This is a genomic window from Euhalothece natronophila Z-M001 (assembly GCF_007904085.1).
GTDB classification, from domain to species: Bacteria; Cyanobacteriota; Cyanobacteriia; order Cyanobacteriales; family Rubidibacteraceae; genus Halothece; species Halothece natronophila.
The window spans coordinates 1,515,230-1,541,691 of sequence record NZ_CP042326.1 but is presented as its reverse complement, the minus strand read 5'-3'; the positions used below and the strand labels follow the sequence as shown (position 1 = coordinate 1,541,691).

General features: G+C 39.7%; 24 protein-coding genes and 1 pseudogene. 13 read left to right on the top strand and 12 right to left on the bottom strand.

Going from position 1 to position 26,462, the window contains the following annotated elements; all coding sequences use genetic code 11:
• Nucleotides 1-168: 168 nt before the first annotated feature.
• Nucleotides 169-726 carry a hypothetical protein gene (locus FRE64_RS07385; protein ID WP_146295375.1) on the top strand — a complete coding sequence of 186 codons (558 nt, stop codon included), beginning with the start codon at nt 169-171 and terminating at the stop codon, nt 724-726.
• Between the two features lie 77 nt (nt 727-803).
• Here the strand turns inward: FRE64_RS07385 and FRE64_RS07380 are convergent, their stop codons facing one another.
• Entirely contained in the window at nt 804-1,343 is a 540-nt protein-coding gene (locus FRE64_RS07380) for a DUF4334 domain-containing protein (RefSeq protein WP_146295374.1), read from the bottom strand.
• A gap of 372 nt (nt 1,344-1,715) precedes the next feature.
• Here FRE64_RS07380 and FRE64_RS07375 point away from each other — a divergent pair, with 372 nt between their 5' ends.
• On the top strand, nt 1,716-4,286 hold the full coding sequence (locus tag FRE64_RS07375; RefSeq protein WP_146295373.1) for a sigma 54-interacting transcriptional regulator: 2,571 nt from the start codon (nt 1,716-1,718) through the stop codon (nt 4,284-4,286).
• A gap of 89 nt (nt 4,287-4,375) precedes the next feature.
• Here the strand turns inward: FRE64_RS07375 and rnc are convergent, their stop codons facing one another.
• The gene (gene rnc / locus FRE64_RS07370; protein WP_146295372.1) at nt 4,376-5,053 is read right to left on the bottom strand and encodes a ribonuclease III; all 678 of its coding nucleotides are present in this window, start codon (nt 5,051-5,053) and stop codon (nt 4,376-4,378) included.
• 67 nt (nt 5,054-5,120) lie between these two features.
• Between rnc and FRE64_RS07365 the strand changes: the two genes are divergently transcribed.
• The 4 genes from FRE64_RS07365 (at nt 5,121) to FRE64_RS07350 (ending at nt 10,725) form a co-directional block, all read left to right on the top strand.
• Nucleotides 5,121-6,227, top strand: a complete 1,107-nt coding sequence (locus tag FRE64_RS07365; protein ID WP_146295371.1) for an AI-2E family transporter — start codon at nt 5,121-5,123, stop codon at nt 6,225-6,227.
• A 9-nt stretch (nt 6,228-6,236) separates the two neighbouring features.
• The gene (locus FRE64_RS07360) at nt 6,237-7,823 is read left to right on the top strand and encodes a mechanosensitive ion channel family protein (protein WP_146295370.1); all 1,587 of its coding nucleotides are present in this window, start codon (nt 6,237-6,239) and stop codon (nt 7,821-7,823) included.
• 158 nt (nt 7,824-7,981) lie between these two features.
• Nucleotides 7,982-10,354: a PAS domain S-box protein gene (locus tag FRE64_RS07355; RefSeq protein ID WP_146295369.1), complete on the top strand. Its 2,373-nt coding sequence runs from the start codon at nt 7,982-7,984 to the stop codon at nt 10,352-10,354.
• On the top strand, nt 10,351-10,725 hold the full coding sequence (locus tag FRE64_RS07350; protein WP_146295368.1) for a response regulator: 375 nt from the start codon (nt 10,351-10,353) through the stop codon (nt 10,723-10,725). The genes FRE64_RS07355 and FRE64_RS07350 overlap by 4 nt, the downstream gene beginning before the upstream one ends.
• Here the strand turns inward: FRE64_RS07350 and FRE64_RS07345 are convergent.
• The 7 genes and pseudogenes from FRE64_RS07345 to FRE64_RS07325 all read right to left on the bottom strand — a co-directional run bounded on the left by FRE64_RS07345 (nt 10,655) and on the right by FRE64_RS07325 (nt 17,227).
• Nucleotides 10,655-11,773, bottom strand: coding sequence for a hybrid sensor histidine kinase/response regulator (locus tag FRE64_RS07345; RefSeq protein WP_146295367.1), 1,119 nt, complete (start codon nt 11,771-11,773; stop codon nt 10,655-10,657). The genes FRE64_RS07350 and FRE64_RS07345 overlap by 71 nt on opposite strands.
• Nucleotides 11,774-11,810: 37 nt before the next feature.
• A complete protein-coding gene (locus tag FRE64_RS07340) occupies nt 11,811-13,271 on the bottom strand; it encodes a DASH family cryptochrome (protein WP_146295366.1) in 1,461 nt (486 codons plus the stop codon).
• A gap of 750 nt (nt 13,272-14,021) precedes the next feature.
• Entirely contained in the window at nt 14,022-14,513 is a 492-nt protein-coding gene (locus FRE64_RS18260) for a transposase (RefSeq protein ID WP_390622267.1), read from the bottom strand.
• An 89-nt stretch (nt 14,514-14,602) separates the two neighbouring features.
• Nucleotides 14,603-14,857: pseudogene (locus FRE64_RS18255) on the bottom strand (IS630 family transposase); the annotation flags it as partial.
• Between the two features lie 63 nt (nt 14,858-14,920).
• Entirely contained in the window at nt 14,921-15,091 is a 171-nt protein-coding gene (locus tag FRE64_RS18250) for a hypothetical protein (protein WP_390622262.1), read from the bottom strand.
• A gap of 31 nt (nt 15,092-15,122) precedes the next feature.
• The gene (locus FRE64_RS07330; RefSeq protein ID WP_146295365.1) at nt 15,123-16,085 is read right to left on the bottom strand and encodes a cation diffusion facilitator family transporter; all 963 of its coding nucleotides are present in this window, start codon (nt 16,083-16,085) and stop codon (nt 15,123-15,125) included.
• Nucleotides 16,086-16,147: 62 nt separating this feature from the next.
• A complete protein-coding gene (locus FRE64_RS07325; protein WP_146295364.1) occupies nt 16,148-17,227 on the bottom strand; it encodes a saccharopine dehydrogenase family protein in 1,080 nt (359 codons plus the stop codon).
• A 153-nt stretch (nt 17,228-17,380) separates the two neighbouring features.
• Between FRE64_RS07325 and FRE64_RS07320 the strand changes: the two genes are divergently transcribed.
• On the top strand, nt 17,381-18,079 hold the full coding sequence (locus FRE64_RS07320; protein WP_146295363.1) for a PHP domain-containing protein: 699 nt from the start codon (nt 17,381-17,383) through the stop codon (nt 18,077-18,079).
• Here FRE64_RS07320 and dapF read toward each other — a convergent pair.
• The gene (dapF, locus tag FRE64_RS07315) at nt 18,065-18,916 is read right to left on the bottom strand and encodes a diaminopimelate epimerase (protein ID WP_146295362.1); all 852 of its coding nucleotides are present in this window, start codon (nt 18,914-18,916) and stop codon (nt 18,065-18,067) included. The genes FRE64_RS07320 and dapF overlap by 15 nt on opposite strands.
• A 19-nt stretch (nt 18,917-18,935) precedes the next feature.
• Here dapF and FRE64_RS07310 point away from each other — a divergent pair, with 19 nt between their 5' ends.
• From FRE64_RS07310 to FRE64_RS07300, 3 genes are read left to right on the top strand one after another with little or no spacing between them, the layout of a single operon-like run.
• Nucleotides 18,936-19,148 (top strand): Hfq-related RNA-binding protein, encoded by a 213-nt coding sequence (locus tag FRE64_RS07310; RefSeq protein WP_146295361.1) that lies wholly within the window; start codon nt 18,936-18,938, stop codon nt 19,146-19,148.
• 57 nt (nt 19,149-19,205) lie between these two features.
• Nucleotides 19,206-20,051, top strand: coding sequence for a M23 family metallopeptidase (locus FRE64_RS07305; RefSeq protein ID WP_146295360.1), 846 nt, complete (start codon nt 19,206-19,208; stop codon nt 20,049-20,051).
• Nucleotides 20,052-20,060: 9 nt separating this feature from the next.
• Nucleotides 20,061-20,600: a late competence development ComFB family protein gene (locus FRE64_RS07300; protein ID WP_146295359.1), complete on the top strand. Its 540-nt coding sequence runs from the start codon at nt 20,061-20,063 to the stop codon at nt 20,598-20,600.
• A gap of 15 nt (nt 20,601-20,615) precedes the next feature.
• Here FRE64_RS07300 and FRE64_RS07295 read toward each other — a convergent pair whose 3' ends face one another.
• Nucleotides 20,616-21,968 carry a UDP-N-acetylmuramoyl-tripeptide--D-alanyl-D-alanine ligase gene (locus FRE64_RS07295; RefSeq protein ID WP_146295358.1) on the bottom strand — a complete coding sequence of 451 codons (1,353 nt, stop codon included), beginning with the start codon at nt 21,966-21,968 and terminating at the stop codon, nt 20,616-20,618.
• A gap of 117 nt (nt 21,969-22,085) precedes the next feature.
• Between FRE64_RS07295 and FRE64_RS07290 the strand changes: the two genes are divergently transcribed.
• From FRE64_RS07290 to FRE64_RS07280, 3 genes are all read left to right on the top strand, one after another.
• Entirely contained in the window at nt 22,086-23,375 is a 1,290-nt protein-coding gene (locus FRE64_RS07290; protein WP_146295357.1) for a hypothetical protein, read from the top strand.
• Nucleotides 23,376-23,508: 133 nt separating this feature from the next.
• A complete protein-coding gene (locus FRE64_RS07285; protein ID WP_186709007.1) occupies nt 23,509-23,877 on the top strand; it encodes a rhodanese-like domain-containing protein in 369 nt (122 codons plus the stop codon).
• A 94-nt stretch (nt 23,878-23,971) separates the two neighbouring features.
• Nucleotides 23,972-24,787: a prepilin peptidase gene (locus FRE64_RS07280; protein WP_146295356.1), complete on the top strand. Its 816-nt coding sequence runs from the start codon at nt 23,972-23,974 to the stop codon at nt 24,785-24,787.
• Here the strand turns inward: FRE64_RS07280 and mutL are convergent.
• Entirely contained in the window at nt 24,784-26,457 is a 1,674-nt protein-coding gene (gene mutL, locus FRE64_RS07275; RefSeq protein WP_146295355.1) for a DNA mismatch repair endonuclease MutL, read from the bottom strand. The two genes, FRE64_RS07280 and mutL, sit on opposite strands and share 4 nt — an antisense overlap.
• Nucleotides 26,458-26,462: the final 5 nt, after the last annotated feature.

The following is a 26,462-nucleotide window of genomic DNA, read 5'->3' as shown; positions in this document are numbered from 1 at the left end:
GGCTTTTCTCTCCATAATTAAAACTCAATTGTTTTGTCCACTTCTATAGACCACCTTCCAAAGAGTCCACTGCTTCCCCACTCTCTAGGCTTCCTCTTCGTAGAATAAAGACATTGGAGGCAGGTAATTTCTTTCATCTTAACCTGACCCTCACTCATGAAAAATCAAATGTCTTTCAAAATTCTTGGTCTTGCCGCTCTTGTTGCTACAGTTACCTTCGCATCAGCTGGAGTTGCCCAAGCCGCAGAAGAAACGATGACTTCCAATCAGATGCAACGTACTGGTCTTAGTGGCAACTATGTTGGCGGTGGTGTCGGTTTTGGTACTGGTCTCAGAGATGATAGTGATCAAAGCAAATTTGATGGCAACTTACAAGGTCGAGTTATGGTTCCTCGCCAGGCTACCCGTCAGCTTCCCTTCTCAGGACGAGGTTCCCTTCTTTTTGACGGAGATAATGTCGTTGCTGTTCCCAGTGTAACTTATGACTTTGCTGTCAGCGATCGCGCTAATGTTTACACAGGTCTAGGATACTCCTTTGTGGGAGGTGATGGCGAGTTTACTCCCCTCGGTGACAAAAACTCCTTTATCATCAATGGTGGATTTGAAAGCGTCTTACAAGACAACTTTGTTGGCTATACTGACTTAAAACTAGGGACTGATAGTTTCCGTAACAACAGTCGAGGAACAGCCCTCAGTGTACAAGCTGGCGTTGGTTTTCGCTTCTAAAATCCTTGCCATAAAAACTCTGTAGCTTTCCCGTAATCGAACTATAATTAGCCACTAATTCTCAGTAGTGGCTTTTTTTAATCTCGCTTCAAGACAAAAAAGAAGGGTTGCGATATCCGCTTAAAATCCATCAATCCTAACACGGTATTCTCATCTATCCTCCGAAAATGATCATGAATTGGTAAGTAGTCATACATCATGGTTGCAGTTACTTGTCCCCGATATTCCATCATCCGTAATCTGGCTTTGGATTGTTCGGTTTTAACTAAAGGAAGTGTCCAACGAAAAAGTGTTCCTAGCCAGCTTTCTTTGGGAAAATTAAGTTTTGCTGATAAATTCATTAATGTCGGATTGGGATCAATTTTAATCGGTTGATTTTGACGATTAAGAAACAATAATGGATGAACTTGATCAAAATCTACAAACTCTTTGCCATACCAGTTAAAGGTTTCTAATAAACCATCCATGGGATGATTGGTGTGTACTCCATAACCTTGCCATCTCCCGAGCATGAATTCTAAATTAATGGTCTCTAATTGATCAAAAATTTCTAATGCTTGCTCAGTAGTAGTCTTTCTAGCTTCAATAATTTCCGTTACTAAGGTAGTATTACTCATATAGCAATCCTAAATCAGTTGTAAATTCCTGCATTTGATCCCCCCTTTAATTCCCCCCTTAATAAGGGGGGTTAGGGGGGATCGGTAAGTTGAGCTACTTTTTACAAATGAGATCATACTGCTATAGCAGTTTTAATTTTCATTATCGAAAAGATTAATCGTTTTGTCCTTTGTAACCAAATAACAAATAACGAATAACAAATAACAATATTATTTTAACGAGACTGAAATGTAAAGAAAATCGCTGCTAAAACAATTAACCCTAAAAGGGCTAAAGGCACTAAAAAATTAACTGGTTCGATCATAAAACTTAATCCCAAATCTCAAACGTTGCTTTTAAAATATGAAGCAACGAGAAACGGAGAAAAGGGCATGAGTGTTTCCCAGTTGGTGACTTGGTTGCAGGAACGCACTGCATTAACAATTTTACCTGAAAATGTCTTAAGCGCGATCGCGCCCTTATTAGAAGAACGCACTGCTGGGGCAAATCAAACCCTCGTTAAAGCGGAAACCCAACCCCTCGGACTCTATATTGTCCAGTCAGGAAAACTAGAAAGCCAGCCTTCACCAAAATTTACCCCACAAACGCCCCAAAAACTATCCCCAAATTTAAGTTTACTTCCCGGTAGCATTATCAATCTGCAATCGTTAGTTCTCAATCAGCCAACACGGGAAACTATCATTACTCAAAGTGAATGCCATTTTTGGTTTATTAATGCGGCAAAAATGCGCGCCATAATTGCTAAATATCCTGAAATTACGCAAGTTTTCTCCCAACAATTAGCCCAAGAATTGGCTTTAGTCTCTTCACAATTAAACTTTGAACAGGAACGGGCTTATATTTTACGTCCCTACTTAGTGACAAAAGCAAGACGGGGCGTTATTGGAAGAAGTCGTTATGCCGTGCGACTGCGACAACAAATCAAACAAGCCTCGGAAACTCGGGAATCAGTGTTGATTTTTGGGGAACCCGGACTGGGAAAAGATAATGCGGCTGCGCTGATTCATTTTGGCTCTTCCCAACGGCGAGAACCCATTATTAGGGTAGATTGTAGCACCTTGCAAACCAGTGGGGCAGAATTATTTGGACGGGCTAACGGTAAATTTGGATTACTAGAAGCGTTAGGAGAGGGAACACTGGTCTTAAATAATGTTCAAGAATTAGATGAAGAATTGCGTCCCGCGATCGCGCAACTTCTTAAAGATAACACTTATACCCCTGTTTCTCGTCCCGATGAACCGCCACCGCCACCGAAAACGTCCCAAGCGCGAATTATCCTCATTTCGGAAAGAACAGTTCCAGAACTCGATCCCTATGTGGAAAAAACGATCAAAGTTCCCCCGTTACGAGTGAGAAAAGGCGACTTAGAAGATCAAGTTAAATACTATATTAGTTTAATTTGTCGGGGAAAAGGACTGAAAAAACCGCAAGTTCCTCAAGAGACAATTCGTCGCTTACAGGCGTATGACTTTCCCAATAATTTAACGGAATTAGAAAATTTAATTCGTCGCGCGATCGTACAATTACCCGAAGGGCAACCCCTCACGGAGGAAATTGTTTGGCCCTCCTATAATAAGAAAAAGCAACTGCGCTTAAACTTACTTAATACTTTTCCGAGGCTTCGTCGCTTTCTTCGCAGTGTCTGGTATCCAGATCGGTTTAATTACTGGTTTGTTCTCCCTGCTTTTGCCCTCGTCGTTGCCATTTTATTTTTAGGACCGCAAAATCGTTCTGAAAACTTTGCCCTCAATCTCTTTTGGGCATGGTGGTGGCCAGGGGTTCTTATTGCTTTTCCTTTTGTGGGACGCTTATGGTGTGCCGTTTGCCCCTTTATGATCTATGGGGAATTAACGCAAAAAGTCTCCCTGTGGTTATTTCCCAGAAAATTAAAACGGTGGCCCCGTCAATCAGCCGAACGGTGGGGAGGATGGTTCTTATTTGGCTTATTTGCCCTAATTTTACTGTGGGAGGAACTGTGGCATTTACAAAATACTGCTTATCTTTCTGCTTGTTTACTACTTCTGATCACGGCTGGGGCAATTATTTTTTCGCTTCTGTTTGAAAGACGGTTTTGGTGTCGCTATTTGTGTCCCATTGGCGGTATGAATGGGATGTTTGCCAAACTCTCCATGACGGAACTGAGGGCGCAACAGGGAACTTGTTCTGCCGAATGTACTACTTATCAGTGTTATAAAGGCGGCCCCGAAAAAGGAGAAGGTCAAGAAACCACAGGCTGTCCTTTATATTCTCATCCTGCACAGCTTGAAGATAATCGGGATTGTGTGCTTTGTATGACTTGCTTAAAAGCCTGTCCTCACCGTTCAGTGGAAGTAAATTTGCGTCCCCCTGGCATTGAATTATGGACAACCCATCAACCCCGTCTCTATGAAGTAGCCCTTTTACTGTTACTTCTAGATGTGGTCTTTCTCCATCGTTTACCAGAAATTCAAACGCAGTTGGGACTGAATTGGAATTTAGAGAACTTTTGGGTGCATGGGGGAGTCTCAATCGCTGTATTAAGTTTACCTGCTTTAATCCCCATTTTGGCGCAAGTGATTATGGGGTTATCCCAGAAGCTAGCAGCATGGCTGAAACCAAAGACAGTACAAATTAAACCCCGTCCTTTTGTAGAAAGTGCTTATGGCTATTTACCCTTAGTTTTAGTGGCGAATTTAGCTCATTATTTAGATTTAGGGTTAGGAGAAGGAGGGCGTTTACTACCTGTTATGTTTGCCACTTTTGGCTTGAATGGGGAAAGTTTACCGATCGCGATCGCGCATCCAGCCGTAATTGATTTCTTACAAGGGGCAAGTTTATTTGTTGGTAGTCTCCTAGCGGTGGCTTTAACTCAAAAAATTCTGCGTCGTTCTTTTTGGTCATTATTACCGCAACATTTAGCCATATTGGGACTAACGGTCTGTTTTTGGCAGCTAATTGTTTAATGGATAGAATTCAGGTAGCGTTTTTGGATTCGGTCTCTCTTTTTGAGCTAAGCCGAATTTTTCTGATCATGAAACTCCCAGAAACTAAATTATCGGGATTTTTTTAAGGCTACTTGAGCAGCTTTTTTCTCAGCTGCTTTTTTGGTTTCTCCCATGCCAACGCCATAGCATTGATTAGCAATGTGGACTTCGGCAGTAAATTGTTTAGCGTGATCTTTCCCCTCTTCTTTAATGATGTAATAACGAGGAATTTCTCCCCAATAGGCTAAAGCCCATTCTTGAAGTCGCCCTTTATAATTAGTGTCGAGTTCAGCATTACTGGTGACGGTTTCAGCGATGGAACGGAAAAAAGGGAGAATAAAGGATTCCACAGCTTCTAATCCTGAGTCAAGGAAATAAGCCCCGATAACGGCTTCTAAGGTATCGCTAAGAACTTCGGGGTTATTGCGCGTTCCGTCTTTTTCTGCGCCTTTTCCCAAGTAGATATATTGATTTAAATTGAGGGTGAGGGCAAATTCGGCGAGCTGATGTTCATTATTGACAAGGCGCGATCGCAGCTTGGTTAGTTCTCCTTCTCGCATTTGGGGGTAAGTTTCATATAATAATTTTCCCACCAGAAAGCCTAAAACTGCATCACCGAGAAATTCTAGCCGTTCGTTATCTTCTTCCACTTCTGAATGTTCATTAAAGTAGGAGCGGTGAGTTAGGGCTTTTTCCCAGAGAGTCGGATCATTAAATGAGGGGAGTTTTACCTGATCTGAGGTCATGGAATTTAAGATCAAAAATGAAACAACACGATAAACTATAATTCAAAGTCGTTTTAAAACTGGTGCAATGTCTCAGCAGCGTATTGTTATTTCCAATTCTACTTTAATTGTGGCTGCAACTCTTTTTTTTCTAGGAGTTTTATTATGGCAACTGCAAAGCCTCATTATTGTAGTCATGATTTCGGTGGTGTTAGCTTCGGCTTTAGCCCCGACAGTCAATGCTGCTGAAAAATTAGGACTACCTCGGTTTCTAGCGGTTCTTCTCGTTTATTTGGTGCTAATTGGTGGCTTAACAGGGGCAGCAGTTCTCATTGGGCCCACAGTTGTAGAGCAAATTCAACGCTTAATTCGGAAACTTCCCAATTATTTAGAGACGTTGCGCTTATTGGCTCAAGATATTGCTTTACGCTTAGGAATGACTGATCCAGAAGAGTTGGATCCGATTAATCGTCTCTTTGATACGAAAGCTCTCACTAGCTGGTTGATTCGCTCTAGTCAACAGTTATTAGTGCGTTCTTATGGGGTAACTCGGGGGATTATTGGCGGGTTTATTAGTGTTATTCTATCTGTTGTTCTCTCAGGTTATATGCTTTCGGGATCGCGACGGTTACTGAAAGGACTGATTAGTTTGTTTCCTAGCCCTTGGAATGCTCGTTTAGAGGCCCAAATTCATCCTGTAGCCTTGCGGATGGGAGGCTATATTCAAGGACGGGTTTTAGTGTCTGGAATTTTAGGGGTTGTGATTACAATTAGTTTAAGGGCGTTAGGCATTTCTGAGTTTGCTTTAGGTTTAGGCGCGATCGCGGGGGTAACGAATTTAATTCCCTTTTTTGGCCCAGTGCTGGGTTCAATTCCAGCCCTCATTGTGGCGACGGCCAATGGTGGTTGGACGGTTTTATGGGTGTTAGTGTTATTTGTGGTGGTTCAAAATGTGGAAACTTATGTTCTTGATCCCTTACTGGTGGGAAATACTGTCCGCTTACATCCCCTTTATCAACTCTTAGCTGTGATTGGCGGCGCACAGGTGTTAGGAATTTTAGGGGCGTTAATTGTTCCTCCTTGGGTTGCTGGATCAGCGACACTAATTGAAAATCTGTATCTAAAACCTAAGTTACTTGCAGAGAAAAATCAACCCTCTCCTTCCACACCTTTGCCGATCAGATCTGGTCAATAAACTATAATTATGAATGTTCGTGCTTTAAGCTCTTGTTTTCTCGGAATTTGTACAATTGCTTGTAGTTGGTTGCTTTGGGCTTTACCAGCTTGGGCGCAAATCACTGAAACTGCACCTGTGTTACTAGATGGGAGAGTGGTGTTTGAAGTGGCGCGATCGGGACAATTTAGTGCAACAGATCGCGCTCAAGAGGCAACGCGGAGCTTAAACGGAGTCGTACGAGCCACTTTTAGACCGTTACAGGAAGAACAAGAAGAGTCAATTAGCATTACGGTTAGTACCACTGAAACTATCCCTACGTTGCAACTGAATGGACGACATTGGCTTTCTGTTACCTCGGAGGATACTCCCGAAGGACGCAGTTTAATTGAGCAAGCAAGAATTTGGGAAAGTAGTTTAGAAAGCGCGATCGCGCGAGCCAAATATGAACGCACTCAACAATTTTTAATTCGTTCAGCCCTTCTTTCTTTCCTTGCAGTTGCTATTTTACTGTTCTTTTTGCGGGGGATTAATGTAATCTGCGATCGCTGGATTTATCCTTATCTTCAAGAGTCTCATTCTACTCCTACTGGTGGTAGTTCCTATACTCAGCCCTTAACCATCGCAAATCCCCGTTTTATTGCCTTTCAAGTTGTTCTTAATCTCTTCCGCTTTTTACTAATTCTGATCACCCTGATTTACATCAGTACTCGGTTTCCGCAAACCCGTCACCTCAACCGTCAGCTACGGGATACGGTCATTTATAGTCTAACTTCTGATATTTTTCCTTTAGGGAACAATGCTTACTCAGTGTTAGATTTAATTATTCTAATTGGTCTGTTAACAGCCCTATTTATCCTAGCTCGTAGCATTAAACAAGTTTTACGAATGCGGGTTCTTAGTATAACAGGGCTCAGTCGAGCGGCTCAAGAAACCATTGCTGTAGTCGCTAACTATGGGTTTATTCTCATTGGAACCTTAGTGCTGCTACAACTCTGGGGCTTAGATATTACCTCTTTAAATGTCTTTGCAGGGGTTTTGGGGGTTGGTGTTGGTTTAGGGATTCAAGGGATTGCGAAAGAGTTTGTTAGTGGGTTAGTGCTAATTTTTGAGCGTCCCATTCAAGTGGGAGATTTTGTCGATGTGGGAGGCTTAGTGGGAACGATTGAAAATATTAGTGTTCGCAGTACCGAGTTAACAACCATTGATCGTGTTTCTGTTATTCTCCCTAACTCTCGTTTTCTAGAACAAGAAGTTGTCAACTGGAGTCATCGCAGTGGTATTTCTCGCCTTCATATTCCAGTAAAGGTTGCTTATGGATCAGATGTAGAATTAGTTCGCCAAACGCTACTAGATGCTGCCAATGAACACTCAGATGTTTTATCTATTCCCCCTCCTAATATTTTCTTTTTAGGTTTTGGGGATAGTGCTCTTGAATTTAATCTACTACCTTGGATTTCTGAACCTCGTAAGCAATTTCAAATTAAAAGTGATCTCTACTTTATAATTTATAAGTTATTTCAAGAGCGAGGAATTACCATTCCCTTCCCCCAACAAGATATCCACGTTCGCAGTGGGAAGTTACCTGTAGAGTTAACCCAAGAACGGAATCTTTAGTCCAACTTTCCTCAGATTTGTCAGCATGGCTCGATCATAATAGTTCCAACAATGGAAACTAATTAGGCTTTGGTGAGGGGTTGTTCTCGGAAAGCAAACCGCCTCGTCAATTTTAAAATAAATATGTCACAGTTAAAGAAAAAATATCGAGATTAGATATGGCATACTCACTATCTGATAAATCACTCAATTACAATGATTTAAACCAATTTGGAGCAAATAATTTAGCACAAATTTTAGAGGCTAGCCCTAATGAAATTTATATTGTTGATTTAGAAACGCTGAAAATTCAGTATGCTAACCCAAAAGCTAGGAAAAATTTGGGTTATTCTTTAGAAGCCTTACAAACAATGAGTCCCCTTGATATTGTTGATAATTTGACAGAACATAAAATTAGAGATTATATAAATCCATTAATTAGGAAAGAAAAGACGCAAGTTTTTCTAGAAACTTTACATTATCGTCGGGATCGTAGTACTTATCCTGTAAATGTTTATTTACAATTAATTCAACAAAATAGCCAAACTTTACTAGTGGGTAATGTTATTGATTTGAGTGAAAGTAAAAAAGTAGAAAAATCACTACAGGAAAAAGTTTTAGAGTTAGAAGGAATTACCAATAATATTCCAGGGGCAATTTATCGCGTTTCTTATTTACCTGAAGGAAAAGCTAAAATTGATTATGTCAGCGATCGCGTTAAAGATATTATTGAAGCTTCTCCCGAATTTCTATACGAAGACTTTGATAATTTCGTTGATTTAATTCATCCTGAAGATCAAGATAAGTTTCTAGAAGGTGTTCGTAACACAGTTAATTCTTCTCAAAATTTCTGTTGGGAAGGACGAATTATTACTCCCTCTAATCGTTTAGTTTGGATTCAACTACGATCCCAACCACAATATTATCCTGATGGTTTAATTGTTCGTAACGGAGTAGTTATTGACATTACCGACAAGAAAGAAGCTGAGTTAGCGTTAGAAAAAAGCGAAGAAAAATTCCGTCAGTTTGCTGAAAATATTGACGATATTTTTTGGATGGTTGATCCAACAACAAAAGAAGTCGTTTATGTGAGTCCCGCCTATGAAAAAATTTGGGGACGCTCTCCAAAAGAAGTACAGAAAAACGTTCATAATTTGCTAAATGCAGTTTATCCTGAAGATTATCAAATTGTTCAAGAAGCTATTTCTAAGCCAATTTTAGAAAAACAAGATACCGAATATCGCATTGTTCGTCCTGATGGGGAAATTCGTTGGTTGCGCGATCGCGCTTTTCCTATTAAAAATCAACAAGGCGAAGTCTATCGTGTAGCTGGTATTGCTCAAGATATTACTAAAGAAAAGAAAGCCCAACAAGAAATTTCTCGTAATAAAGAATTAAGAGAAGTCATTTTTAATGAAGCAACAGATGCGTTACTTTTACTTGACCCAGAAACCTTAAAAATTTTAGATTATAATTCTCAAACTTTAGCCATGTTTGCTCTTGACGATGAAAATTATTTATACAATAAAGTGGCTAGTTGTCTCTATCAAGGCGACTTATCTACTATTAAAGCAGTGTTGAAAGAAAAAGAAGTTTGGCAAGAAGAATTAATACTGACTAAACTAGATAATACGCAATTCTGGGCAGATATCACTTGGAAAGAAATTGAAATTACTGGTCGTACCATCTATTTAGTAAAAGTCAGTGATATTAATGAGCGTAAAGCCTTTGAACATGAGCTAAAATCTACTAATGAATGTTTGGAAGTAACTAATCAAGAGTTAGCTCAGGCAACTCGCTTAAAAGATGAATTTTTAGCTAGCATGAGTCACGAACTTAGAACCCCACTTAATAGCATTTTAGGAATTGCAGAGGGGCTAAGTGAAGGAGCTTTTAAAGCCTTAAGTGAACCTCAAAAACAAGCCGTAAAAAACATTAAAAATAGTGCTAATCATCTACTTGAACTAATTAATGATATTCTAGATTTAGCAAAGATTCAATCTGGTAAAATTACTTTAAACTTTAGTTATCCTAATATTCAATATTTATGTGAAAGTAGCTTAAATTTAGTTCAGCAAGAGGCACATAAAAAGAAAATTGAACTAGAAGCTGATATTCAAACCAGTTGCTCAGCAATTAATGTTGATGAATTACGGATTCGACAAATTTTGATCAATTTATTAAGTAATGCCATCAAGTTTACTCCCGAACAAGGAAAGGTTACGCTAAATGTTAAAGAAGATGAAAATAAGGAGAATATCCTTTTTAGTGTCACAGATACAGGAATTGGAATTTCGCCAGAGGAAATGGATCAAATTTTTGAACCATTTGTACAACTAGATAGCCAGCTAAATCGTCAGTATTCGGGAACAGGATTAGGATTATCTTTAGTTCGTCGTCTCAGTGAATTACATGGAGGAGAAGTTATTGTAGAAAGTGAAGTTGGAAAGGGAAGCACCTTTTCTGTTAGGCTTCCTTATACTGAAATGTGTTTTATTTCTGATGATGCTTATGTTCAAGCTTATTCCAAAAAATTACTCAGTTTTCTATGACTCCCTTAGTTTTACTGATTAGTGCTGATCTTGGAAAAAATGAAACAAGTTGTAGTTATTTAGAAGCGTCTGGCTATGACGTTGTTACCGTAACAGACAGTGAAAACTTAACCGAAAAATTAGACAATATTAATCCACAGGTCATTGTAACTGATCTAGATAGTTTCCCCTTTCAAGGAAAGAGAATTCTTGAGGAATTAAAAAGTCACTCAAAATTAAACTCAGTACCAATTATTGCTCTTATTAATGCAAACATGAAAGACGAAGAAGAAGAAATTATTGGTGTCAATTCTTATTTAGTCAAACCGATTCGTTTGCGTCAGCTTCTGAATCAGGTTCAAAATTCACTTCCCGAGGAATTTCTACAATAAAAGTAGAGCCTTCTGGCTGATTATTTTCCACATAAATTGCACCCTGATGCGCTAAAACTGCCATTTGACAAAAAGCTAATCCTAATCCAGTTTGATTAACATCATTGTACTGTTTTCCAACTTCATATTTCTGAAAGATTCGTTCTTTAAATTCATCACTGATTCCTTTTCCTTGATCACTAACTTTTAAAATAAGCTGATCAGGAGTTTCATTAAGTGTAATCTGGATTTCCTTTCCTCTTGGTGAATATTTAAGGGCATTTGAGAGGAGATTATTCATAATTCGGGAAAAGAGATGGGTATCAACGGTGGCGCAATCATCTTCAATTTTTAAATTAGAGGTAATGCTAATCTCTTTAGCTGACGCGATCGCGCTAAATTCCTGAATTAACTTTTCTAAAAAGGGCTTTAAGTTTATAGAAACAGGGTTTAAAACTAAGCGTCCTGTTTCTAATTTTGCCATCGTTAATAAGGTTTGAATTTGTTCTTCTAAGCGTCTTCCAGCAACACTAATTTGCTGAATTTTTTTCTTTTGTTTTTCTCCTAACTCCATCGCCTTTAGCATTTCGCAAGATAAAACAATACTAGTTACTGGATTTTGTAAGTCATGAACAATAATTTCTGCCATTTCTTCTCGACGCTTTAGTAATAACTGTAACTCATCATATTGCTGTTTAATTCGCAACATAGAGTGGAGGCGAGATCTTAATTCAATCCAGTTTAAAGGCTTACTTATAAAATCATCTGCTCCTGCTTCTAAACATTTAGCTAAATCCTCTTTTCCTGTTAAAGCCGTTACCATAATAATAGGAATATATTGATAATCAGGATTTTCTTTTAAATAAGAACAAAGGGTAATGCCATCAATTTCTGGCATCATGACATCAAGTAAAATGACATCTACTGAATTGTTTTCTAGCCATCTTAGGGCACGAGTAGCATTTTGAGCATAAGAAAGCTCATAGTCTTCTCCTTCTAAGAGAGCTTCAATTACATCAAAATTACTGATTTCATCATCCACAATAAGAAGAGATGCTTTACTATTCATTTTATTCACTTATTTTTTACCAAAATTATCATTATTATTAGGGAGTCGCATTGATGCGAGACTTAGTTTTCTGAATCGATTTCATGAAATCAACCATAGGCTTAGGATAATCAATTCCCAAAGTTAACCCGTAATCTTGTTGTTGTCCTTGAGATAATTTCCAAGGTTCATGAATTAGTTCTCCAGGAAGATTCTTTAATTCTGGTAACCAAGTCTTTAAATAGTTGCCTTTTGAATCATAAACTTTAGACTGTTTAGGAATATTGAAATAACGAAATTCTCTAGCATCATTTCCGACACCAGCCGTATAATTCCAATTTCCCCAGTTGCTACAAACATCATAGTCAATGAGTAAAGATTCAAACCATTCTGCGCCCATCCGCCAATCAATTCCTAAATTTTTAGTTAGGAAACTTGCTACATTTTGGCGACCCCGATTTGACATAAATCCCGTATTAGCAATTTCACGCATATTAGCATCAACTAAGGGATAACCTGTTTGTCCTTCCTGCCAGAGTTTAAACTGTTTCCAATCTTGTGTCCATGAGAAAGTTATTTTCTGTAAGCCCCCTTGGTGAAATACTGCATTACCAAATTTGAGACAGATAAAGCGAAAATAATCCCGCCACATTAATTCAAAAATTAACCAATAGGTAGAATCATTTTTCACTCTGGCTTTTTCGTAGGTTTTCACTTCTTGGTAAATATAGCGAGGAGATAAACAGCCTCTAGCTAACCAGGGAGAAAACTTAGAGGAGTAATTAGCCCCTAACATTCCATTACGGGTTTGCTTATAAACCTGAAGACAATCTTCTTCCCAAATATAGTTTTTAACTCGTTTAATTCCCTTACTTTCTCCACCGCTAAATTGAAGCACTCCCCTTTCATCAGGAGAAACAGGTTCTACTCCTAAACTCTCTAAGCGAGGAAGCTCACCAAGTGTAATCTCACTGGGAAAAGGGGGAAAAGTTTCAGGAGAAGGAAAAGTCGTGCGAATATTTGCTTGTTTTTCGACTGCTTTGCGATATTGGGTAAAGACATCAGGAAGGTTATTGATCTCCATTGGTAAATCTTCAAGATGATGCAGTGTTCCTCCCCAAAATGAAGTGAGTTTGACTCCTAAAGAGGCAAGGTTTTTCGCTAATGCTTTCTCAGTATTCGTTTCCTCGGCAGTCACTTCCCGATGAAAGAAAATATCGGTAATGTTTAGCTGTGGAACTAATTGAGGAATAATTTGTTCTGGTTTTCCCACTCGAATGAGCAGGTTATTGCCTTTACTTTGTAGATTTTCTCGTAGATTCGCAACACTTTCTAAGATAAATTGGGCACGAAAACCTCCAGTCTTTGGAAATCCAAAAGCGGTTTTGTCAAACTCTCTCTCATCAAAACAATAAAAGGGAATGATGGTGTTTTTGCTTTGATTCGCCCAATATAGGGGTTCGTGATCATGAAGTCTTAGGTCATTACGATACCAAATGAGAATTGTTTGTTGACTCATTATTTAGAATAATTATTTGCTTAAGGGGAGATGGTTATCAAGAGTGATTATGATTACATTTTAATTGTTACAATATATTAATATTTTTGTAATTTTTAGCAAGATAATAAAGCATTAAAACTAACTAGTACTCTGTATTTTAACATTTATTCCTAATAATTGATAAAAAAAAGCAGTAATTTTCCTTGCTATCGCTTACTAGATGAATAATCCTGTAACCTACTGTTGGGCGAGTTATGATAGGTATAAAATCTAACAAGTTCTCATTGGGAAGGGAAGTGAGAATCTTCTTGTTGCATTAAGATAAATTTTTATAGTCGTTCCAATTCAGTTCCGTAGTGCAGCCAAGATGGCTGCTACTAGGGAGCAAGATGCTCCCACTACTTTTAAGTTGCTGTTTTTTATTTGGAATCACTATAACTATCCGTTCTCAGAAGTCTCCCGACAGAATCTTTGATTTGTCGGTGAGATGAATGAGAACAGTCGTGCTATAATCAAAAAAGTTTCGGATGGGGAACTTTTTTCGGCGAAAACCAAGCCAAGATATAAAAAAATTTTTGATTCTCTTCCATCCAATTATCTATAAAGCTCGGGAGCCGGGCTGTTCGCCTATCGCCTTGGTGTAAGACTTCTCTTTTCCTACGATTAGAAAAGCAACCGATTGGGTAGGAAGCTCCCGTTAGAATCTTCGATTTAACGGGAGTAGCTCACTTAACTGACGGGGTTCTGATTGTTTCTTATATGAAATATCTAAATGTTTGCTACAGATAAAGCATTGAGAATAAAGTCCCATCCAGTGATCTGAGTAATCACTTGAGAACTTAATTTTGATAAGATTTTGGAAAGTCGCTTTCTTAAATCATCTAAATCGGGAAAGAATTCCCATTTCAAAGGTTTCTTAATTTCTTGCCATAATCGTTCAATGGGATTAACTTCTGGGGAATAAGGTGGTTGGAAAATTAAAATGACATTATCAGGAAGTTGTAACTCTAACCAAGTATGGCAACGACTGTTATCAACTTGTATTAAGTGTAAATCGTCAGGATATTCTTGAGCAAACCAGCTTAAATACTGCTCAAAGCAAAGACCATCAAGATGAGAAAATTCTCTGAAAAAATTCTCTCCCGTTCTCGGTTCCACTAAACCGTACAACCATAAATAATCAAACTTCCACTGTTTTTTTCCTGTCGGTTGAATTCCTTTACCTGTAATTTTTGTATCGTGAAGTGTGATTAACCCGATTCGAGATTCATCTTGGCACCAATATCTAATGTTTTGATATCGTTTAACCTTTTCTGAATTAGCTTCTAGTTGGGTTGTAACAATTTCACTTAGTTTTTTTTAAAAGCTTCCGGTGCTCCCAATTCCTGTTTGCTATGAACTGGACGTGGCACTTTCAGTTTTCCTTCTAAACCATAGCGGACTCGTTTATGAACAGCACTATAACTAATATCAATATCTTGAATTAACTGAAGCCATGTTTGAATTTCCTTATAACTAGAAAATCCTTCTGGATCTTCTAGTTCTTGGATTAATTTTTTTTCTACTGATGGCGTGATTTTAGGGACTCGCCCAGGACTTTTCTTAACTTCTAAAAGACCTTTGAGACCTCCTTTGCGATATTTACTGAGCCATCTTGATACTGTCGTTCAGTGTTTTCCGATTAGGGAGGCGAGCGCGCCGGTACTTCTGACTTGGTTCGTTTTCAGCCAATACAAGACTTGGATTCGTTCTTTGACTTCACTGTTTTGGGAGAAGTTGAGCTGTTTTTTAAGCTCTTGAGCTGACTCGGCAATCTCAATTTTAATGACACCTGCCATAGCTAATCTCGATTACTAACAATCTCTCCCTCTATTTGTAGCATACACAGTTCCATTTCATATTACGACTCACATAACAGGTGCGAGAATTGGCAAGAGAATAAATAGTGGGAGTCTCTTCAATTTCAATTTGAATCGTAGCGCGATCAATGGCAAATTCTTCTTTCAACTTCTGACTGGTTTCTCGTAAAAAATCATCCCCCGGATGACCTTCAGGAAGGGTTAAGCGAACACTTAAAGCAGTTTCAGTAGTACTGAGGGGCCAAATGTGTAAATCATTCACCTCAGTTACTCCAGAAATATCCTGTAAAAAGGTTTTAACTTGTTCAATTTCAATGGAGGGGGGAACAGCATCTAAGGCAAAGTCTAAAGACTGTTTCAAGAGTTTAACCGTATTATAAATAATAATGAGGGCAATCACTAAACTAACGAACGGATCTAGCCACATCCAATTAGTTTGAGTGATTAATAACCCCACTAAAACCACTTTTAAGGAAATTAAAGCATCTGCGGTGACGTGCCAAAAAACGCCACGCACATTCAAATCATTTTGATTTCCCCTAGCAAATAAGGCTGCGGTTCCCCCGTTAATGATAATTCCTACTGCTGCTACAGCAATGGTCGTTTCTACCGCAATTAAACTGGGATGAATGAGTCGTTCGATGGCTTCAATGGTAATTCCTCCCATGACTAGCAAAAGCACCACTGCATTGGCTAAGGCAGCAAGGATGGAAGCACGACGAAAGCCATAGGTATATTTTTCAGTGGCTGGGCGTTGACTTAGCCACTGTGCCCCCCAAGCTAAGAGTAGCCCTAACACATCACTGGCATTATGACCCGCATCAGCGAGTAAAGCAAGAGAGTGACTGGTTAAACCAAAAAATACCTCTACGACGACAAACCCAATATTGAGTAACGCCCCAAGCATAAAGATATAGTTGGAGGTTTTGGGAATGGTGTGAGGAGATTGGCAATAAGGGCACGAATTGAACATAGGTTCAGGTTTTTGATGAAAAAGTTGTGTTATCTATCCTAGCGAGAGTTATTGGCAGGAAGTCATCCTCTTTGTTGGAGATTTATTGTTATGCCTCGTTGTTCCATAGTTTTTTGGAATAAGGAAATAGGCACAGCTTGTTCTACTGACCAAACCCCAGGTTGATCAATTTCTTGATTCAGTAATAATTGGGCAATACTTCCGGCTCCTCTTCCAGCCGCGATCGCGGTGTGATCATGATAAAGTTGTAAGCTGAGATTTTCTGCTTTTCCGTCTTTTTCCCCTTTTACTTCGACGCAAACCGCAATTCCCACTCCACTCCAAGTATCTGTCAATCGCGCCATAGCAAAGCTTACTTTGGACAAAAATTCTAGAGAAATCGGATTCTCTAACATCGATTTTGGAAACTGATGAGCAGTTAACCAAGTTAAATGGTTATAAAAATCCGGAATTGATCCAAATTTTGTCACTACGGTTTCTACAGGAAACGTATCAGCAAGAGTATAAGTTTCAGCCACATCAAACCAATACACGCCTCCCTTGCCATAATTAGGAAAGGTAACGGTTTCTCGATCGCTGTAAGGACTAACTTGTTGCCATTTTCCGTCAATCCAAGCGGAAAAGGGAGATTTTAAGCCCAAAAATGTGGTACGCATCACAGTTAATCCTGCCCCCCCAGAGCCACCAACCAGATAATAGAGAAAGAGAGATTGAGCGCGATCGAGGCTTTCTACTCCTTGTTTAGCCATGAGGTTAGAAATGCCCGGAAATACGCCTGTATGCAAAATTGCCGTGATTCCTGAGGCTTGAGCTTGTTCATGATAGGGAGTGACTTGAAAATGAAAGGAGCGATGATCACTAACATCAACATAATTTACCCCTGCCTCGATGCAGCTTTTTAGAACTCTGCCATCGCGATCATGAAATGGTCCAGCGCTATGAACCACCAGATCATAATCGGCAATCAAGTCTGTGATTGTCTCTTTTTGTGTCAAATTTAACGGTAAAAATGGAAAATTTCCCTTATAAGAAGAGTTACGCCCAGTTACTGTCACTTTAGCATCAGTACACTGAACAATATCCTTCGCAATACATTGACCAATATTGCCAGTTCCTCCAATGACTAAAACATTTTGGCTCAACACTTTCCTCCTCAAACTACAAAGTTACAAAAGATTTGCTATTTTTAATAAAGACCAATTCTTAATATTATTCAACAATTACCCTGATTAACCCCTCATTTGTCAATCACCCAACAGTGTTTGGATGTAAGAACACCAACTTCAAAATTTATCATGCTGACAACTTCTTTTCGTCCTCAAATTCCCCCGCTAAAAGGGCAAGATACCCTTACTCTAAAAGAAATTTGGCGAACCATTGATGCGGAAAGTTGTCCTCATTACTATAACTTCCACATGCACACTGTTTATTCTGATGGACAGCTTACTCCCGAAGAGGTGATTGAACAAGCCCTCGCTATTAATTTACAAGGACTCGCAATTACCGATCATCATACAGTTGATGGTTATTATATCGCCTATGAGTACTTAAAAAGAACTCATCAGCAGGCTAACTCGCTTCCAAAACTATGGACAGGGGTAGAAATTACTGCTCTATTGTTAGATACAGAAGTTCATATTCTTGGTTATGGGTTTAATCCTGAAAATCCTTCTATTCGCTCCTATTTACAGGGAGACGAACCTGCAGGGAAAATGGCAGAAGCAGAAGCAGTGATCAATGCGATTCATGATGCTGGCGGGCTGGTGGTTTTAGCACACCCAGAACGTTATCGCCGTTCTGCTAAAGCCTTAATTCCCCGAGCTGTCAAATTAGGAATTGACGGTGTGGAAACTTACTATGCTTATAAAAATACCCTTCCTTGGACTCCTAGCCCGAAACAAACTGCGATCGTGAAAGCCTTAAGTGACCGTTATGGCTTATTTAATACTTGTGGCACAGATACCCACGGTTTGAATTTATTAAGACGGGTATAGGTAAACTCCTTCAAAAACTTTGGTTGCTGGGCCGGTCATATAAACATGATTGTCTTCAGCAGACCATTCAATGTCAAGACAGCCACCGGGGAGTTCTACAGTGCAAGCGCGATCGCTGTTACCTGTTAACACCCCTGCCACCACTGAAGCACAAGCTCCTGTTCCACAAGCGAGGGTAATTCCCGCTCCACGTTCCCACACTCTCATTTTTAGATAATTAGGACGCACCACCTCAATAAATTCGGTATTAATTCGCTTAGGAAAAGCCGAGTGGTTTTCAAAGTGAGGACCAATTTTTTCTAAGGGAATTTCATCAACCTTGTCCACAAAAGTAATACAATGAGGGTTCCCCATGCTGACACAAGTAACTTGCCAGTTTTGTTCTTGCACTGATAAAGGTTGGTTAATTGCTTTTTCTTGGCCAGAAGCCAAGGTAGTGGGAATTTCTGTAGGGTGTAAATAGGGTTGCCCCATATTAACTTTTACATTTTCTTCTCCTTGCAACTGGGGGCAAATTATCCCACCTAAGGTATGAATATTATAGGTATGGTTGCTATTCTTCTTCCCTTCTAGAGAGGCAAGAAATTGAGCTAAACAGCGAATGCCATTTCCGCACATTTCTGGTTCAGAGCCATCAGAATTATAAATACGCATGGTATAGTCACTGCTTTCTTGAGGAGGAAGGGCAAAAATCACCCCATCCGCGCCAATTCCAAAATGACGATCGCAGATTTTCATGGCTTGTTCTGGAGTCAAACAAGGAGTAGAATCATGTCTGTTATCAATTAAAATAAAATCATTGCCAAGGCCGTGATATTTGGTAAAGTTAATTTTCATAAGCAATTAAAGAGGAATAATGACTGAATTTGATACTGGCTTACCAAGCATTCGCATGATACAAAATCTTATTAAAGAAGAAAAGGATGTAGAAATCAAACTCCTGAGCGAAGATTTAATTGTTGGGCGAGTTTTATGGCAAGATCAACATTGTTTATGTCTTGTTGATCATTATGACCAATCCACTCTAGTTTGGCGACAATGCATTGCTTATCTTAAACCTAAAGCTTAATTAATTAGTGGGATGACTTTAGATCATTAATTTATAATTCGTAGAAGGACGACAAAAATGGGATTCAATTATCAAGGCTTCGGGTTGTTTATTGGATTACTTGCTTGGACACTTCCGGTTAAAGCGCTAGAAGTAACGATTAATCCTGAAAATCCCCAACTGGGGGACACGGTTTCTGTGATTATGGAAACTAACTCCGAAGAAGAAAAACCTAAGGTAAGTTGGGGAGAGCAAACTTATCCTGTATTTTCCATCGGAGAGAATCAATATCGCACGTTAATTCCTACAACTCCCTTAGATAATTCTGGGAGAATTCCATTAACCATTGAAGGGGAAACCACAACCCGTAATTTGGCAGTTTGGCTGCGCGATCGGAATTTTCCCACCCAACACATTCGGCTAGCTGGCGGTGGCGTAAGCGCAACAGAAGTAGAGTTAGAACGTATAGCGGAATTTAAGGAAATTGTTAGCCCTGAGAAACATTGGAATGGTGCATTTATGCGTCCCAGCAGTGGATCAGTTTCTACAGTGTTTGGTGTTCGTCGTTACTACAATGGGAGATTTGCAGAGAATTATTATCACCGAGGCGTTGATTATGCCGCTCCCACGGGATCCCCTATAATTGCCCCAGCAGATGGGGAAGTTGTTTTAGTAGGAAGAGAAAACGAAGGATTCCGCGTTCATGGGAATACAATTGGCGTTGATCATGGTCAAGGAATTCTTAGTATATTTTTACACTTGCATGAAATCAACGTAAATGACGGGGATTTTGTCACTGCCGGCCAACAAATTGGTACAGTAGGAACCACAGGAACTTCCACAGGACCTCATTTACATTGGGGGCTATATGTGAACGGAAAATCAGTTGATCCTGTTCCGTGGCGTTCTGGAGAAATTCAATAATTATCTAAAATGACTATTCAAAGTATTGTCAATCAAGCCTTAGAAGAAGGACAACTAACTTCTGCCATGGAAGCAGAAATTAGTCGCATTTGTGAAAGTGCTGAAGAACTCTCTTCCGAGGAATATACTGCTTTAGATCAACTCATGTCGGCTTTGTTGAATGGCAAAGTTGTGGCAACTCATCGTAAGCAGTTTATTAATGTTATGGAAGAATTAGTTTTAAGTGAAGCTTTAACCCTAGCCTCGGAAGTTGAGATAGCCAGTAATGAATCAATCGATATTGGGGATATTACTGCTTATGCTTTAAATCGTTTGCCCCCTTTGTATGCCACTACAGAAGAAGGGGCAAAGTATCAAAAAGAACGAGCTAAAAATGAATTACAGGGGTTAATTAATCAGCAAGTGCGGGAAGCCATTACTCATCACGTCAGTAATGATAAAGCTTTGTCAAATCGTCAGGCTTTAGGGCAAGATAATGGTGGAAATGAAGTGGTGAAACAAATTAGTAGTTTATTACAAACTTATGCTGGGCATTATGAACCGAAATAATTAGGGGGATGAGGTTCAATTAGTGATTGCTTGTAAAACCTCTTCTAAGCCCACAGAATTAGAAGCTTTAAAAAGAACGCGATCGCGCGGTGCTAGAATTTCTTTTAATCGCTGGGCTAACTCGGTCTTATTTTGGAAACATTCACTCTTGACTGGATGCGCTGCCTTGGCGATTTCTTCCGTTTCCGGTTCATCTACTAGAATGAAAACTTGATCTAAATTCAGGTTTGACACGGTTTCTCCTACTTCTCGATGCAGGGTAGCCGATTCACTTCCTAATTCTTTCATTGTGCCTAAAACAGCAATATGACGCTTACCGGGAGTTGCTTTTAATAAGTTTAGGGCAGCAATCATGGATTCTAACCCCGCATTATAAGTTTCATCGAGGAGTAAAATATCGTTGGGAAGAGAATAACGGCGCGATCGCGCCCCAGGTAGGGTAACAGGGATTTCCGTTTGCAATTGAGTCAGATCCAAATTAAGCGCCTTTGCCACTGTGATCGCGGCAAGATAATTAGAAGCATTATGGGTTCCAGATAACGGTAATGGGAATCTCTCATTGCCCACTTGTAAGGTGTCTGTATCAACTAACTGCCCAAGGATGTCTCCCCCTTCTAAGCCATAGGTGAGGGTTTTCCCTGTCCAAATTGTGCTTGCTGTCGCCATTAAACGTTGGTTATCCTGATTAAGGATTGCTATTCCCGTTTTGGGCATTTCTGCTAGGAGTTCACATTTAGCCTGCGCGATTGCTTCTCTTGATCCTAAGCGACCAATATGGGCAGTTCCCACATTAGTAATTACACCAATATTCGGCTGTGCGATCTGAGTTAATTGGGCAATTTCACCTTGAGCACGCATTGCCATTTCAATCACAGCATAATCATATTCAGAAGTTAATCCTAATAGGGTTTTGGGAACACCAATTTCATTGTTATAATTTGCCTCAGTTTTTAAGACCTTACCGTATTGCCCCAAAGTCGCAGCAATTAGCTCTTTCGTCGTTGTTTTACCCACTGATCCTGTTATTGCAATAACGGGAATCGTATATTGTTGTCGCCACCATTGAGCAATTTGTTGATAAGCCGTTAAGGTATTTTTGACATAAAATTGGGGGACACTTGCGGAAACTTCTCCCAAAAAATTTTCATTAAGAATGAGCGCACTAACACCACTTTGTAATGCTTTTTGAATAAATTGATGGCCATCAAATTTTTCTCCCACTAAGGCAATAAATATTTCCCCTTTTTGTAGGGTACGAGTATCTGTGTTAATTCCAGTTACCACTGACACTTTTTCTTGATCAGGGCAGATCACCTGAACGGGTTTGATAACATTTGCTAGAATAGATAGGGTAAGTTCTATTGCCATCGTAGCTCCTAAATTTCACTAACTTAAATTGAATCGATTTCTTACAAGTGCTAAAATAGCATTTTTTAACAAAATTTCAATTGCTTAAATTATTATCTCATCGTTATTTCATCACTAATGCCGTTTGACTTGTCATCTTTACCTCAAAAAAAAGAAGTAATTTATAATCACTTAGAGTCTTGCATTAAACAAGAATCTCCTGAACAAGTGATGACGAGATATTATACCCTTTTTGTGCAAGCAACTGGCTATGAAAATGTGGAGATTCGGGAAAATTTAGAAAAAATCATGAAAAGTGAGGAAGGAAAGAAAACTTTATTCTCCTTTTTAAGTTATGTCTTTTACCTTCCTATTAATTACTGGCTCAAACAATCGAGTGAAGTTCAACAAATTATTCCCAACTTTGTAAAAATGTTGGAGAATATTCCCCCTTTTGCCCGAGTACAAACGCCTGTTGCTCGTCGTATTAGAGAAGCGGTAACTCAATTTAACAAAAGTGATAGTTTTTTAGGATTAAAACGCTTACAAAACTTATTGACTAGCAATCCAACTCTACAACAGGATAAGTCACAGCCACTCTCTACCTTATTAGGGCGTTATCCCTTTCTCTATCAACATTGTCTTCTTGTCGCTGAAAGTTCTGCTGAGACGAAACGAGTCTTAAAGCAATTTCAACAAAAACAACAAGGGGATTTTGAATTATCCCTTTCTCGATATATTACCAACCAAGTTCGCCTTGCTAGACTGACTAAACGTTATGGTTCGCCAACAGAAGCACAAAAGCATCTCACACTGGTTCCCAATCCGAGCTTACTGAAAGATCAAGAGGTGATTGCCACCTTACAGCATTTTATTAGTGGGATTGAAGGTCAATCAACTTATCAGGATTTAGCGCAACGATTTATAATTCACAGTGCGAAAGCCGAAACATTTAAGACTTATAAAAAAGACCTTTATGAATACTTGATTAAAACGGTTGATGAGGGCTATGGCAAGCGACAGCTTAACCAAAAATTATCATCTCACTTAAAAAATAGCTTATCAAAATGGGATCGAGAAACCCCAAATGAACAGTTAATTCTTCGGGTTACAAATAATCTTTTAAAGTTTTTAGTGGTAGAAAGTGACAAAAATATAGATCATTATCTCTATCTCGATTTAGTGACCAATTTAGGCCCCACAAAAACGATTGGCTTATTACTCAAAATTCTGCTAATCTCTCCTAAAATTTATCCTTACTTAACCAGTCGCTTTGCGATTCTCTACCAGCACTACGAAAACACCCCTCGTTATAGTGTGCATTGGCTGTTTAAGTCTCTAGAAACGCTTCAGATTGCTTTAACGATTCATTGTAGTGGGATGGATGTGTCTTATTGGCGTTCAGCCAAGGCTTTGGGTAGTGATTGACACTTCCCTGCCTAAATTAACAGGGCTTTACTACTTTAGACATATTTTGTCAAACTATTTGCGAAATATTATTGCAAAATGTGAATTTATTGTTACATTGTAAATAACAGTTTGTAATCAAGGACTCAAAGCCATGACTTCTGGAATATTTCCACAACCTGCCCCCTTTAAGGAAAAGTCTCGCGTCTATGATCTCAAGAGTCGCTTAGACTGGGGAGAACCGGCTTTAACCATTATTGATGTGCGCGATCGCGCCACCTTTAACCAAGGTCACATTATGGGCGCAATCTCTTTTCCTAGCGAAGAAGTTGTGTCTCGGGTTAATACTAATTTAGAGCGCGATCGGGATATCTATGTTTATTCTGAGACAGATGAAGAAACAGCAGCAGTAGCAACCCGCTTAAGAGAGGCTGGTTTTAAGCGAGTTGCTGAACTAACAGGGGGAATAGGAGCTTGGAAAGCAGCAGATTATCCTGTAGAAGCTACTTCCACTGTTGCCTAACCCTAGTAAAACGTTCTCTATTTAGATCACCATAACATTCTTCCTACCTGAACTGGTAGGATTTTTTGTATATTCCTCAATATTCCCATCGGTTATGGAAATTTTTGCTGAGTTCATCATTATCACTCTGGTGTTCATATTAGGCGCAGCGATTGGTAGTTTTTTGAATGTGGTTATCTATCGCATTCCGGCTCAACTTTCTTTACTTTACCCTCCTTCTCGCTGCCCCGTTTGTCTCCATAAACTGGGAAAAACTGAGAATGTGCCCATTTTAGGTTGGTTATGGCTACGAGGAAAATGCCGTCACTGCAAAACCCCCATCTCTCCTCGTTACCCCATTATTGAAACCGTTACTGCTTTATTATTTGTAGCGGTTTATTTGCATTTTGATCTTAGTGTCACTACCTTTGCTTATTGGGCATTTTTAAGCTGGCTATTAGCTCTATCTCTCATTGATTATGACACTATGACTTTACCGAATTCCTTAACCCAATCAGGGTTAATCATTGGCTTGGGATATCAAGGGATCAACGGCTGGTATGGAGAAAACTTAGGGATACCAGAACAACTAATGAGTGGAATTATCGGAGCCGTGTTAGGAATTTGGCTATTTGATATTATTACCTTAGTTGCTTCTGGAATATTAGGGCAAGCAGCTATGGGAGGAGGCGATGCTAAATTAGCAGGGATGATGGGGGCTTGGTTAGGTTGGAAATTATTACTGGTAGGGTGTTTTCTGGCTTGTGCTATGGGGGCATTTATTGGCGGAGGCGCGATCGCGTTAGGGATTCTCTCTCGTCGGGATCCGATGCCGTTTGGCCCTTTTTTAGCTTTAGGAGGCGCGATCGCTGTTTTTTATGGGCAAAGTTTAATTTCTCTTTATGTGGATCTCTTTTTCCCCGCCTTTTAAATCCCGTGGCTTTTTCCAATCACCCAATGACGGCGGAAAAATCTTGCCAGTTCAGTTTCTTCTAAAGGAAAATAGATGGGACGACCATGGGGGCAGGTGTGAGGGTGACGGGTTTGTTGCCAAGCGTCTAAAATCTCCTGCATTTGCTCTAAACTAAGAGAGGTTCCATTGCGAAGGGCACTAAGGCAGGCAGTAGCAATTTGGGCAGTTTCTAATGTTCCACCGCGACTGAGTTCTAGGATCGCATCCATTAGGTCATGTCGGGATTGTAAAATTTTAGGGACGGTTCTAATAGCCCAAGTATCTTCTCCAAAGGCTTCAATTGCTAGTCCTAAGCGTTCTAATTGTTCTTGTTGCTGGGGAGAAAGATGATTGAGAATTAATGGCGGATCATGGGGAATCAGTTGCCAATGGTCTTGTAATTGTTCAAAAATAATGCGTTCATGGGCAATATGTTGTTCTACTAGCCACATTCCCGTGGGATGTTCTGCGATAATATAAGTGTTATGGAGTTGCGCGATCGCGCTGAGAGAGAATAAGCCTACATTTGAGTCTGGTTCTTCCGAAAAGCGGTCTGAGAGTTGATAACTGCCTGTGGCTTCTTTGGCTTTAATCAGTTCTCCCACGCGGCGATTATGGACGCTTTCAGGAAGATTCCCTGCGTTTAGGCTTAGAGCATCATTGAGAACCCGTTGCGCCTGTTCTTGCCAATAATCAAGGTGACGCAGATAGATTTCTGATTTACTGGGGTGACGATTCCAATCAATTAAGCTGGGATCGGTTTGCAGATGTAACCAACAAATGGGATAACGATCGCGCGGTAGGGTTGGGGTTAATGTTGAAACAAGGATTTGTTCTAATTCAGGTAAACGCACCGGTCGTCCATTCAGCGCTGTTTTAATCCAGTCTCCCTTATGACGAGAAGCGCGATCGGGTAAACCCACCACTAATTCTAAATGTGACGATTGTTCCTGATTCGGAGTTTCTATCTCCTGACATTGATACTGAAAATCTGAAGCCTGAAACCGTGATAAAAGTTGTGGAAAAATTTGTTTTGGGGTTTCTCCCCCACTAACTTGCCAAGCTAGTTTATGGTGGTGATAAATTTGCCAAGTAACCTTGGAATAACAAAGGGCAATATCATAAATGGTCTTCTGAATTACTTTTAGCTGTTGCGATACTTTCGGTAACGCCTGACGACGCACTGGTAATGCGGTAAATAAATCGGAAACCGTTACAATTGTTCCAGGCGCGATCGCGCTTACTTTTTCCTGACAAACTTCTCCCCCTTGCTTATACCGTATCTCATACCCCACTGCTTCAGGAGAAGATCGAGGACGACTCCAAATTTGTAGCGAAGCCACTTGGGTAATACTGTGTAAGGCTTCCCCGCGAAACCCTAAAGTGATAATTTTCTGAAGATCGCTAACTGTGCGAATTTTACTGGTGGTATGGGGCAATGCACAACGCCGTAAATCTTCTAACCCCATTCCTTTCCCATTATCCGCCACTCGAATCTGGGATAAATTTTGATCCAGAGAAATGGTAACGCGATCGGCACCTGCATCTAAAGCATTTTCGATTAACTCTCTTACCACACAAGCCGGAGAAGCAATCACCTCCCCGGCTGCAATTTGTTTAATTACACTGTCTGGTAAAACACTAATCAAGTTTG